The organism is Staphylococcus sp. HMSC36A10 (assembly GCF_001838845.1).
In the GTDB taxonomy this organism is placed as follows: domain Bacteria; phylum Bacillota; class Bacilli; order Staphylococcales; family Staphylococcaceae; genus Staphylococcus; species Staphylococcus aureus.
On sequence record NZ_KV839126.1, the window covers coordinates 1 to 12,567 of the forward strand.

A 12,567-nucleotide genomic window follows, 5' to 3' on the forward strand; every position below is an offset into this window, starting at 1 on the left:
ATTCAGACTCAGATAGCGACTCAGACTCGGATAGTGATTCAGACTCAGACAGTGATTCAGACTCCGACAGCGATTCGGACTCGGATGCAGGAAAACATACACCTGTTAAACCAATGAGTACTACTAAAGACCATCACAATAAAGCGAAAGCATTACCAGAAACAGGTAGTGAAAATAATGGCTCAAATAACGCAACGTTATTTGGCGGATTATTTGCAGCATTAGGTTCATTATTGTTATTCGGTCGTCGCAAAAAACAAAACAAATAATACAATATGACCCAGGTCCTTGTGGCCTGGTTTTTTTATGATTACACATGCAATAGATGTATTTTTCATATAAAATAAACAATAAAGATACGGAATAAAACTTATATGAGGCGATAATATGAATTACATTTTAGGAACAATTTTAGAAAGTAAAATTACAGGTGTAGAAAAAGCGCAAATAAATAGATTGAAGTTGTTCAAACAACACGGCATATCTTCAAAATGTGTATATGTTAAATGGAATCCTTATTCATACACATATGCGAAGCAACATCAGATTGAAAATGATGTATTTACAATGTATGACTATTTTCAAAAAGCAATCAATTATAAAAAGACAAAGCAAGTTAACTGGATACAGTATTGGGAAAAATCATGTAGGTACACATTGAAATTTGTGGAAAATTCAAATGATGTCAGAATATATGATGAAGAGCAATTTGTAATGTATGCACATTTTTTAGATAAACAGTATCATCATTTAAACTATGTGAATTATTTTGATCATAAAAGAAGAAAAGTAAAACGCGAATTGTATGATGGAAGAGGCTTTTTAAGTTGTTCTCGAATTTTAGGTGAAGGACAACGGATTGTACTCGAAAATTACTATACACCTAATGGGGAAATCGTCATCCAAAAATATTTCGACGATATAAAAGGGAAAAACACGCTCACAAAGGTTATCTTAAATGAAGACCAGCATCAACAATTTTTTGATACAGAAGATGAATTAGTTCAATATTTTCTCCATCAATTATGTAAAAATAATGATCAAATCATATTAGATCGTCCTCATGAATTAGGAAATGTTATAGCGGGATTAAATCAAAGTATTCCAGTTATTGTTGTGCTCCACAGTACACATTTAGCCGACACCGGTAATGGTATAAAAAGTTTTTATAAAACAGTGTTTAATAATTTAACACGTTATAAAGCGATTGTTGTATCAACAGAAAAGCAATGCCAAGATATTTCACAATATATTGAAAATAAAATACCAGTTATCAATATTCCGGTTGGCTACGTGGCAAATTTAAAGTATCAATTTGACATCAATCAAAAGGAGAAAAATCATATCATATCAATTGCTCGCCTCGTTGAAAATAAACAAATTAAACATCAAATTGAAGTAATCAAGCAATTAGTAACAAAACATCCCAATATTCAATTGAATATTTATGGACATGGAAATGGTTTGTCAGAATATCGACAACTTGTAGAAGATTATCATTTATCGGAACATGTAAAATTTCATGGTTTTAAGACGCATATTAATGAAGAGATTGCTAAAGCAGAACTGATGTTATCGACAAGTAAAATGGAAGGTTTTGGCTTAGCAATTTTAGAGTCGCTTTCAGTAGGTACACCAGTGATCAGTTATGATGTAGATTATGGTCCATCAGAACTGATTCAAGATGGATTTAATGGCTATTTAGTACCTCAAGGTGACATCAATCAAATGGTTGAAAAGGTCGACCAATTACTAAATAATACTCAAAAATTGCAACAGTTTTCGATTAATAGCATAGAATCTGCACAACAGTACAATGCAACTACTATCAGTACAAAGTGGCAAAATATTTTAAACTAAGTCAAAAGAAAAAAGCATTTTCCTAGAATCATCTATTTAACAAACAACGTTCATACGAACTTACATGTTTAGTTAAATGACATAGGAAAACGCTTTTTTTTTATAAAAATAAAGGTGAAGTACATTTATATAAGACGAACAAATTGGTCCCATTGTTTAATTAACGACGCTTTACTATATTGTTGCGCTTTTGCCAAACTACCTTTTGACAGTCGTTGCTGTACTTCAGGATGATCAATCACATATTTTACTTTATCAAATAGGGCATCTTCATCATTTTTAGTAATTAAATAACCATTGAAATCAGGCGTAATTAATTCGTTAGGTCCATATTTAATATCATAACTAATAACTGGAACACCATGTGCTAAAGATTCAAGTAGCGCTAAAGAGAAACCTTCCATGTTACTTGTTATTAAACTCAAATAGGCATCGCTATATTCTTGGTCTAGATTGCTTAAAAAGCCGCGTAAGTAAACATGATTTTCCAATCCATATTTTTGTATCAATTCATTTAATTTTTTACTTTCAGAACCAAAACCATACATATGAAGCTCTATTTTTGGGACATACGATACTAAGCGTTTAATTAATTCAATTTGTTGATGTAATTGTTTTTCAGGTGAATAACGAGCAACGGAAATTAATTTAACACTGCGCTGATCTAATGTTTGGACTGGTGTATCAATTGTTTCACTATAGCCGACAGGAATATTAACAACTGGAATAGTATGGTTAATACGTTTTTCAACATCTAATTTTTGCTGCTCAGTAGAAACGATAATTGCACGATATCGAGATAAATTTTCAAACATCGCTTTATATACATTTTTAAATGGCGATGAATCTAATGCATCAATATTTTTAATGTGTGTACTGTGAAGCACAGCTACTACTGGGATTGACTCAGGCGTTAAGTTGAAAATAGGTGCTGTGTACACATTACGGTCACTGAAAAATAAATCCCCATGTTGATATAGTTGTTTAATGAAAAATGCGCCTAATTCCGTTTCATTATTAAAGAAATATTGTTTGTTAGCATAGTAAACAATAATTTTTTGTACTTCTGGTTTGCCATCCTTGTAAGAAAAATACTTTTCTAATTTTGTGTCACCTTCTGGATTATAGAAAAAATTCACATAATGTTTGTTGTTTATCAACAAGAATCCTACTACAACTTAAAAAGCCACGCACATCATAAAAATCACGTTTTACTTTTCGTCTTTGACTATCAAAATGATTTACATAATCTAATATACGATATTTAGGATCTTGAAAATGGGCATACATTAAGAAACGCTCTTGATCATATATTCTAAAGTCATGACTATTTTCAACATGTTTTAAAGTATAATGACATTCATCAGTCCAATACGACAACCAGTCAAATGGTTCATTGCGTTCTAAATATGTTGCTTCTTGGAAGAAATCATACATATTAATATAGTCAGAACTAGTAATATAATTTTGGGCATTTCTATATAAATATCTATTCCATGACAGAAATACACATTGCGCTGGTCTTCCCATTTCTTTAAATAAATTTAAACGATTAATAATTGCTTTCTCTATCCCAGTTAAATTAACACCTAAACTATTACCTACAAAATAATTCATTTACAACACCACTTATATCTATTTTTTATAATTATATCACATAATATTTAATTACTTCTTTTAACTGGAAGATGTGTTTATTTATAAAACAACAAATTTTGATATTTATAATGATAGTAGTTATTCAATCAACTACGACCAATATATCATTGTAGAGCTTAGGATATTGATTTATGACTCAAGCACATCAAATGAGAAGATTTATAAAAGAGATATACAACTCTAGAAGGTATAATAAAAACGCGCAACTAATGTTACGCGTTTGAATTAATCATATGATATTATTTGCGATACTTTAATTTAGCGAAAGCATCATGTTGATGGATAGACTCTTCATTACGACATTCGATATCGAAACCGTCTAACCAATCAAATTCAACTAAGTCCGCGGCAATTAAACGAATTAAGTCTTCGACAAAACGTGGATTTTCATATGCACGCTCTGTCACACGTTTTTCATCAGGACGTTTTAAAATAGGGTATAGAATTGAACTTGCATTAGCTTCCATTGCATCTAAAATTTTATTTTTATAGTCATCAACTATGTCTTGATCTTTATTAATATATGTTTTAACAGTGACAACACCACGTTGGTTGTGCGCTGAATACTCACTTATTTCTTTTGAACAAGGGCATAGCGTTGTGACAGTTGCTTCAATAGTAAGTTCTTTACGTGTAACTTTATCACCGTCAATTGCTAATCCATAAGTGACATCGGCATTACCAACTGCTTTAATATTTGTGGTTGGACTATAGCGATCAAAGAACCATTTCCCAGAAACATCAACGCCTGCCGCATTTTGTTTCATATTCGTTTGTAAAGTGCGTAACACCTGATAAAGTGTATTAAATTCAAGTTCAATACCATTATTATAGTGCTTTTCAACACTTTCAATTATACGGCTCATATTAATACCTTTTTCGTCTTTTGTTAAACTTGTTGAAAAACTAAATGTGCCAGCTGTTTGATACTGGTCAACAAGTACAGGGTACACTAAGTTTTTAATACCAACTTCTTCTATTTCAAATAAAAAATCTTTATGTGTACTTTGTAAATCTGTCATTTCGTTCTTAGTAGTAGGTTTCGTGCCTTCAATAGGATCTACGGAACCAAAGTGTTTCCAACGACCTTCTCGTGTCGATAAATCAAATTCAGTCATTTTTTTCCTCCGTTAAGATTTAAAGTGATATGTCCAATATGGTTCGACTGTTAAAAAGCTGTGTTGTTTACCATCGATTTCAGGACTTGCTAATTGTTTTAAAAATGGACCTGTTTGAGAAGCATGTGCTTCAAATGCCTTAATTTTAAGTTCTTTAAAATCTGTAATATCATTTTGAATATCAGGTTCTCCAAGAGCTTCGGTTGCATCATTACTGAACGCAACTAAAGTTAAACGAGGGCGTTCTTCTTTAGGCATGCGTTCAACCGTTCGAATTACAGCGTCTGCTGTTGCTTCGTGATCAGGATGTACTGCATATCCAGGATAAAATGAAATAATCAATGATGGATTTGTATCATCGATTAAAGATTTAATCATACCATCTATATGTTCGTAGGGTTCAAATTCGACAGTTTTGTCACGTAAACCCATTTTTCTTAAATCAGTAATACCAATAACTTTACAAGCTTCTTCTAGTTCACGCTCACGAATACTTGGTAATGATTCGCGCGTTGCAAATGGGGGATTACCTAAATTTCTGCCCATTTGTCCTAGGGTTAAACATGCATATGTTACAGGTATGCCTTTTTGGATATAACTTGCTAATGTGCCTGCAGATGAGAAGGTTTCATCATCAGGATGTGGAAATATTACTAATACATGTCTTTCGTCAGTCATGTTGATGCCTCCTCTATAAATTAAATGGTCGCTCACTAATTTGAAGTGCTGCAGCGAGTTGACCTTCGTAATTAAAACCTGCAATTAAAAATTCATCATGTTCATTGACCTCAAAATGCGTTAGACCTTGTACATAAACCCAACCACCATTTGATAGTTTAAGACCAATGCGATAAGGTTCTTTATTACCACCTTTTAGTTGTGCATGCGTATATGTTACTTGTATGTTTCTTAAAAATGTACCAGCATTAAAAACACGTTGATCGAAATGGTTCGCATAGGCCCCATTTGTCGTTTCAACATGCAGATACACAGGTTTATGTTCAAAAGAAGCAAGTAAATCTATAACTTCTTGTTCTTTAATTGGTTCCAACACGTTCACTCCTTACACTATCAATGTGTTTATCTTTCTATTTTACTAAAAACTATTCAATAATTGTATACGATTGCTCAATTATTTATAAATTAATTTTCATGAAGGGTAATTACTCAGGATTACGCAATCATACAGCATTAGTTTTTTACTTTTAAAAATCAAAAATTTGTTGGAATTTGAAAAGTGTTAAACATTAAAAATGATGCTATATTAATGGTGTATGAATGAATTCATAAGTTTTTAAAATGTATTAAATTTGTGGAGGCATGTAAACAATGAAAGTATTAAACTTAGGATCGAAAAAACAAGCATCATTCTATGTTGCATGTGAGTTATATAAAGAGATGGCATTTAATCAGCACTGTAAACTTGGTTTAGCAACTGGTGGTACAATGACAGATTTGTATGAACAACTTGTTAAGTTATTAAATAAAAATCAGTTAAACGTAGACAATGTATCCACGTTTAATTTAGACGAATATGTAGGTTTAACCGCATCACATCCGCAAAGTTATCACTATTATATGGATGACATGCTTTTCAAACAATATCCTTATTTTAATAGAAAGAACATTCATATTCCAAATGGAGATGCCGATGATATGAATGCGGAAGCGTCAAAATATAATGACGTTTTAGAACAACAAGGTCAACGTGATATTCAAATTTTAGGTATTGGAGAAAATGGTCATATTGGATTTAATGAACCTGGTACGCAGTTTGATAGCGTTACTCATATCGTTGATTTGACTGAAAGTACTATTAAGGCTAATAGTCGATATTTTGAAAACGAAGATGATGTTCCAAAGCAAGCCATTTCGATGGGACTAGCTAATATTCTTCAAGCTAAACGTGTCATTTTACTCGCATTTGGTGAAAAGAAACGTGCTGCTATTACACATTTATTAAATCAGGAAATTTCTGTTGATGTTCCAGCCACATTACTTCACAAACACCCGAATGTTGAGATATATTTAGACGACGAAGCTTGCCCGAAAAATGTTGCGAAAATTCATGTCGATGAAATGGATTGATTGCAATGTTTAATTAAGAAATGCCTCGGGAAAGGTTCCAATAGAAAGATAAAAAGCATTGGAAGGATGATTTTTAGTGGAATTACAATTAGCAATTGATTTATTAAACAAAGAAGACGCGGCTGAGTTAGCAAATAAAGTAAAAGATTATGTAGATATCGTAGAAATCGGTACGCCAATCATTTACAACGAAGGTTTACCAGCAGTTAAACATATGGCAGACAACATTAGTAATGTAAAAGTATTAGCAGACATGAAAATTATGGATGCAGCTGATTATGAAGTTAGCCAAGCAATTAAATTTGACGCGGATGTAATTACAATACTAGGTGTTGCAGAAGATGCATCAATTAAAGCAGCTATTGAAGAAGCTCATAAAAATAATAAACAATTACTAGTTGATATGATTGCTGTTCAAGATTTAGAAAAACGTGCAAAAGAACTAGATGAAATGGGTGCTGATTATATTGCAGTACACACTGGTTATGATTTACAAGCAGAAGGGCAATCACCATTAGAAAGTTTAAGAACCGTTAAATCTGTTATTAAAAATTCTAAAGTTGCAGTAGCAGGTGGAATTAAACCAGATACAATTAAAGAAATTGTCGCTGAAAATCCTGATCTTGTTATTGTTGGTGGCGGAATCGCAAATGCAGATGATCCAGTAGAAGCTGCAAAACAATGTCGCGCTGCAATCGAAGGTAAGTAATATGGCTGAATTTAGTGACTATCAATTAATTCTAGATGAATTAAAGATGACTTTGTCACATGTTGAAGCGGATGAATTTTCAACGTTTGCGTCCAAAATACTACATGCTAAACATATATTTGTAGCTGGCAAAGGACGTTCAGGATTCGTGGCGAATAGCTTTGCAATGCGCTTAAATCAGCTCGGCAAACAGGCACATGTTGTTGGAGAATCAACGACACCTGCGATTAAGTCGAATGATGTATTTGTAATTATCTCTGGTTCAGGTTCCACGGAACATTTAAGATTATTAGCAGACAAAGCAAAATCAGTAGGTGCTGACATTGTATTAATTACTACAAATAAAGATTCTGCAATAGGCAATCTAGCTGGGACGAACATCGTTTTGCCTGCAGGTACAAAATATGATGAACAAGGCTCGGCACAACCATTAGGAAGTTTGTTTGAACAAGCATCTCAATTATTTTTAGATAGTGTTGTAATGGGATTGATGACTGAAATGAATGTAACGGAACAAACGATGCAACAAAATCATGCTAATTTAGAATAAAACAAAGATAGTCGATAATATGAGGCCTAGGCAGAAATATTATCGATTATTTTTTTATTTAAATAATAAATTATAGTATAATATCAATAATAAACGAATAGGGGTGTTAATATTGAAGTTTGACAATTATATTTTTGATTTTGATGGTACGTTGGCAGACACGAAAAAATGTGGTGAAGTAGCAACACAAAGTGCATTTAAAGCATGTGGCTTAACGGAACCATCATCTAAAGAAATAACGCATTATATGGGAATACCTATTGAAGAGTCATTTTTAAAATTAGCAGACCGACCATTAGATGAAGCAGCATTAGCAAAGTTAATCGATACATTTAGACATACATATCAATCTATTGAAAAGGACTATATTTATGAATTTGCGGGTATAACTGAAGCCATTACAAGTTTGTATAACCAAGGGAAAAAACTTTTCGTGGTGTCTAGTAAGAAGAGTGATGTATTAGAAAGAAATTTATCGGCTATTGGATTAAATCACTTGATTACCGAATCTGTTGGATCCGATCAAGTAAGTGCATATAAACCAAATCCTGAAGGCATACACACAATTGTGCAACGCTACAATTTAAATAGCCAACAAACGGTTTATATTGGTGATTCAACGTTTGATGTTGAGATGGCACAACGTGCTGGTATGCAATCTGCAGCTGTCACTTGGGGTGCACATGATGCAAGGTCATTACTTCATTCAAATCCGGATTTTATTATTAATGATCCATCAGAAATTAATACCGTATTATAAAACTTGTTAAAACAGAGAATACCATGGTTAAAATGCATATTCATAAATATTAGATTATACTTAGAAATATTTCGCTTTAGATTAGGAATTTAAAATAAATATTTATTAAACATTATGAATTTTTAAAGAGTAATGTCTGACTCGTTGATCATTTATTTTTGTAAAAATAAATTAAAGTAATGACAAAGTTATTGAAGTAAATTGAGTATAAACATTTAAATACGATGTCGAAAATGGCGATAGCATATCACTTACATGAAGTTGTGTGCTATCGCTATTTTTAGTTATAATTCCAAAAAGTTAATCGTTCGATGATTTAAGAATTATTATTGTTTAATTCAAATGTATGAGGGTATAAAATCATTGAATTTAATTCGATAAAGCGAAATTTTTGAACAAACATACTTTTGTATTTATATAAAAGTTTAAATTCTTATAAATTTGACAAAACTAATTAACTCCGTATAATTATGAAACATACAAGAGGGAGTGTATGAATTCATGGATTTTAATAAAGAGAATATTAACATGGTGGATGCAAAGAAAGCTAAAAAAACCGTTGTTGCAACCGGTATCGGTAATGCAATGGAATGGTTCGATTTTGGTGTCTATGCATATACAACTGCGTACATTGGAGCGAACTTCTTCTCTCCAGTAGAGAATGCAGACATTCGACAAATGTTGACTTTCGCAGCATTAGCCATTGCGTTTTTATTAAGACCAATTGGTGGTGTCGTATTTGGTATTATTGGTGACAAATATGGACGTAAAGTTGTATTAACATCTACAATTATTTTAATGGCATTTTCAACATTAACCATTGGATTATTGCCAAGCTATGATCAAATTGGACTTTGGGCACCAATACTATTATTGCTTGCAAGAGTACTACAAGGGTTTTCAACAGGTGGAGAGTATGCGGGGGCAATGACATATGTTGCCGAATCATCTCCAGATAAGCGTCGTAACTCATTAGGTAGTGGACTAGAAATTGGGACATTATCAGGTTACATAGCTGCTTCAATTATGATTGCTGTATTAACATTCTTTTTAACAGATGAACAAATGGCATCATTTGGTTGGAGAATCCCATTCTTACTCGGTTTATTCCTAGGATTATTCGGCTTATATTTACGTCGTAAGCTGGAAGAATCACCAGTTTTCGAAAATGATGTTGCAACACAACCAGAAAGAGATAACATTAACTTTTTACAAATCATCAGATTTTATTACAAAGATATATTTGTATGTTTTGTAGCTGTTGTATTCTTCAATGTTACAAACTATATGGTAACTGCATATTTACCAACCTATTTAGAACAAGTTATTAAATTAGATGCAACGACAACAAGTGTATTAATTACTTGTGTCATGGCAATAATGATTCCATTAGCATTAATGTTTGGTAAGTTAGCGGATAAAATAGGTGAAAAGAAAGTATTTCTAATTGGTACTGGTGGGCTAACATTATTCAGTATCATCGCATTTATGTTATTACATTCACAATCATTTGTTGTAATAGTAATCGGTATATTTATATTAGGATTTTTCTTATCAACTTACGAAGCGACAATGCCAGGGTCGTTACCAACGATGTTTTACAGTCATATAAGATATCGAACTTTATCAGTAACATTTAATATCTCTGTTTCGATATTTGGTGGTACGACGCCATTAGTTGCAACATGGTTAGTTACGAAAACTGGAGATCCATTAGCACCTGCGTATTATTTAACAGCAATCAGTGTTATTGGCTTTTTAGTTATTACATTCTTACATTTAAGTACAGCAGGAAAATCTCTAAAAGGTTCGTATCCAAATGTAGATAACGAGCAAGATAGAGCTTATTATGCAGAACATCCAAAAGAAGCATTATGGTGGGTTAAAGAACGTAAGAATTAGAGATTTTAATAAAAAGTATAAATCAATCGTATATAAGCACTTTAAAGCTAGTAGGTTCTGCTAACTTTAAAGTGCTTTTTAAATTGAGAACTGTAATTAGCCGTAATAAAGTTTTTGTATATACATAAACCCCCACTGCAATGATTATCGCAATGGGGGAAAGAGGGGACTTAAAGCATATGTTTAGCTTTGAATACTTAAAATTCTCTTGCTATTGAAATGTTAGGATGTAAATATGTCTTAGAGTATTTTGTCCAACGCAATTAATATTGAGACTCTAACCTTCAATATTATTATAGAGAACACAAACTTAAATAGATTGGGTGACTTATTTGTGTCAGTTATTGCGATTGCGATAACTTCTTTTCTCTATATACATATAGTAACGTCTTATCTAATAAAAAACATGGTACTACAGTATCAAATTTATCTAGGGCTTAAGTTTGATTTTTATAATAGGCAGGTTTACCTGATAAAAATACTTATTCATTATATAATGTTAACAATATGTATTTTAAAGTTTACATTGAGCGAGGGATATTGATGAACGTAATTTTAGAACAGTTGAAAACACATACTCAAAATAAACCTAATGACATAGCATTACATATCGATGATGAAACAATTACATATAGTCAACTAAATGCCCGCATCACTAGCGCAGTTGAATCTTTGCAGAAATATTCACTTAACCCTGTCGTTGCTATTAATATGAAATCACCGGTGCAAAGTATTATTTGTTATTTAGCTTTGCATCGTTTACATAAAGTGCCTATGATGATGGAAGGTAAATGGCAAAGTACTATACATCGTCAATTGATTGAAAAATATGGTATTAAAGATGTAATTGGAGATACAGGTCTCATGCAGAATATAGACTCACCGATGTTTATTGATTCAACGCAATTACAGCACTACCCCAATTTATTACATATTGGTTTTACTTCAGGGACAACTGGACTGCCAAAAGCATATTATCGTGATGAAGATTCATGGTTGGCTTCTTTTGAAGTTAATGAAATGTTGATGTTAAAAAATGAAAATGCAATAGCAGCCCCTGGACCACTATCGCACTCGTTAACATTATATGCGTTATTGTTTGCTTTAAGTTCCGGTCGTACTTTTATAGGACAGACCACTTTTCATCCTGAAAAGTTACTTAATCAATGTCATAAAATATCATCATACAAAGTTGCTATGTTTCTTGTTCCAACGATGATTAAATCATTATTGTTAGTTTACAACAATGAACATACAATCCAATCATTTTTTAGCAGTGGAGATAAGCTGCATTCTTCTATTTTTAAAAAGATAAAAAATCAAGCAAATGACATAAATTTGATTGAATTTTTTGGTACATCGGAAACCAGTTTTATCAGCTATAACTTGAATCAGCAAGCACCAGTTGAATCAGTAGGTGTGCTATTTCCAAATGTGGAATTGAAAACAACGAATCACGATCACAATGGTATAGGAACTATTTGTATAAAAAGTAATATGATGTTTAGTGGCTATGTAAGTGAACAATGTATAAATAATGATGAATGGTTTGTTACTAATGATAATGGCTATGTAAAAGAGCAGTATTTATATTTAACGGGACGTCAACAGGATATGTTAATTATTGGTGGTCAAAATATATATCCAGCACATGTTGAACGCCTTTTAACGCAATCTTCGAGCATTGATGAAGCAATTATCATCGGTATTCCAAATGAGCGTTTTGGTCAAATAGGCGTATTGCTTTATTCTGGTGATGTGACACTTACACATAAAAATGTAAAACAATTTTTAAAAAAGAAAGTGAAACGCTATGAAATTCCATCGATGATTCATCATGTAGAAAAGATGTATTACACTGCAAGTGGTAAAATTGCTAGAGAAAAAATGATGTCGATGTATTTGAGAGGTGAATTATAAT

Annotated in this window: 11 protein-coding genes and 1 pseudogene; 8 read left to right on the top strand and 4 right to left on the bottom strand. The window is 32.2% G+C overall.

Annotated elements, in window-relative coordinates; genetic code table 11:
- On the top strand, nt 1–269 hold a 269-nt coding region (locus HMPREF3247_RS10530; protein WP_033861628.1), incomplete at its 5' end, for an LPXTG cell wall anchor domain-containing protein.
- Between the two features lie 118 nt (nt 270–387).
- Complete coding sequence (locus HMPREF3247_RS10535) at nt 388–1,860, top strand: serine-aspartate repeat adhesin O-glycosyltransferase SdgA (RefSeq protein ID WP_001106731.1); 1,473 nt, start codon at nt 388–390, stop codon at nt 1,858–1,860.
- A 125-nt stretch (nt 1,861–1,985) separates the two neighbouring features.
- Here the strand turns inward: HMPREF3247_RS10535 and HMPREF3247_RS10540 are convergent.
- The 4 genes and pseudogenes from HMPREF3247_RS10540 to HMPREF3247_RS10555 all read right to left on the bottom strand — a co-directional run bounded on the left by HMPREF3247_RS10540 (nt 1,986) and on the right by HMPREF3247_RS10555 (nt 5,691).
- A pseudogene (locus HMPREF3247_RS10540) lies at nt 1,986–3,477 on the bottom strand (glycosyltransferase).
- A 281-nt stretch (nt 3,478–3,758) separates the two neighbouring features.
- On the bottom strand, nt 3,759–4,637 hold the full coding sequence (folE2, locus tag HMPREF3247_RS10545) for a GTP cyclohydrolase FolE2 (RefSeq protein ID WP_000134239.1): 879 nt from the start codon (nt 4,635–4,637) through the stop codon (nt 3,759–3,761).
- Nucleotides 4,638–4,649: 12 nt separating this feature from the next.
- Nucleotides 4,650–5,315: a bacillithiol biosynthesis deacetylase BshB2 gene (gene bshB2, locus HMPREF3247_RS10550; RefSeq protein WP_000129068.1), complete on the bottom strand. Its 666-nt coding sequence runs from the start codon at nt 5,313–5,315 to the stop codon at nt 4,650–4,652.
- Nucleotides 5,316–5,328: 13 nt separating this feature from the next.
- Nucleotides 5,329–5,691: a YojF family protein gene (locus HMPREF3247_RS10555; RefSeq protein WP_001557152.1), complete on the bottom strand. Its 363-nt coding sequence runs from the start codon at nt 5,689–5,691 to the stop codon at nt 5,329–5,331.
- A gap of 275 nt (nt 5,692–5,966) precedes the next feature.
- On the opposite strand from HMPREF3247_RS10555, the gene nagB reads away from it, so the two are divergent.
- The 6 genes from nagB to HMPREF3247_RS10585 all read left to right on the top strand — a co-directional run bounded on the left by nagB (nt 5,967) and on the right by HMPREF3247_RS10585 (nt 12,566).
- Nucleotides 5,967–6,725, top strand: coding sequence for a glucosamine-6-phosphate deaminase (gene nagB / locus HMPREF3247_RS10560; protein ID WP_000866418.1), 759 nt, complete (start codon nt 5,967–5,969; stop codon nt 6,723–6,725).
- A 76-nt stretch (nt 6,726–6,801) separates the two neighbouring features.
- Complete coding sequence (gene hxlA, locus HMPREF3247_RS10565) at nt 6,802–7,434, top strand: 3-hexulose-6-phosphate synthase (protein WP_070866239.1); 633 nt, start codon at nt 6,802–6,804, stop codon at nt 7,432–7,434.
- 1 nt (nt 7,435) lies between these two features.
- Nucleotides 7,436–7,984, top strand: coding sequence for a 6-phospho-3-hexuloisomerase (hxlB, locus tag HMPREF3247_RS10570; protein WP_000807391.1), 549 nt, complete (start codon nt 7,436–7,438; stop codon nt 7,982–7,984).
- Between the two features lie 112 nt (nt 7,985–8,096).
- Nucleotides 8,097–8,744 (top strand): HAD family hydrolase, encoded by a 648-nt coding sequence (locus HMPREF3247_RS10575; RefSeq protein ID WP_000667099.1) that lies wholly within the window; start codon nt 8,097–8,099, stop codon nt 8,742–8,744.
- 501 nt (nt 8,745–9,245) lie between these two features.
- Complete coding sequence (locus HMPREF3247_RS10580; RefSeq protein WP_000347061.1) at nt 9,246–10,646, top strand: MFS transporter; 1,401 nt, start codon at nt 9,246–9,248, stop codon at nt 10,644–10,646.
- A 543-nt stretch (nt 10,647–11,189) separates the two neighbouring features.
- Nucleotides 11,190–12,566, top strand: coding sequence for a long-chain fatty acid--CoA ligase (locus tag HMPREF3247_RS10585; RefSeq protein ID WP_001100835.1), 1,377 nt, complete (start codon nt 11,190–11,192; stop codon nt 12,564–12,566).
- Nucleotide 12,567 lies beyond the last annotated feature (1 nt).

Coding starts and splice junctions, on each gene's coding strand:
- HMPREF3247_RS10535 (WP_001106731.1), top strand. CDS start 388: ATGAATTACATTTTAGGAACAATTTTAGAAAGTAAAATTACAGGTGTA.
- folE2 (WP_000134239.1), bottom strand. CDS start 4,637: ATGACTGAATTTGATTTATCGACACGAGAAGGTCGTTGGAAACACTTT.
- bshB2 (WP_000129068.1), bottom strand. CDS start 5,315: ATGACTGACGAAAGACATGTATTAGTAATATTTCCACATCCTGATGAT.
- nagB (WP_000866418.1), top strand. CDS start 5,967: ATGAAAGTATTAAACTTAGGATCGAAAAAACAAGCATCATTCTATGTT.
- hxlB (WP_000807391.1), top strand. CDS start 7,436: ATGGCTGAATTTAGTGACTATCAATTAATTCTAGATGAATTAAAGATG.
- HMPREF3247_RS10580 (WP_000347061.1), top strand. CDS start 9,246: ATGGATTTTAATAAAGAGAATATTAACATGGTGGATGCAAAGAAAGCT.
- HMPREF3247_RS10585 (WP_001100835.1), top strand. CDS start 11,190: ATGAACGTAATTTTAGAACAGTTGAAAACACATACTCAAAATAAACCT.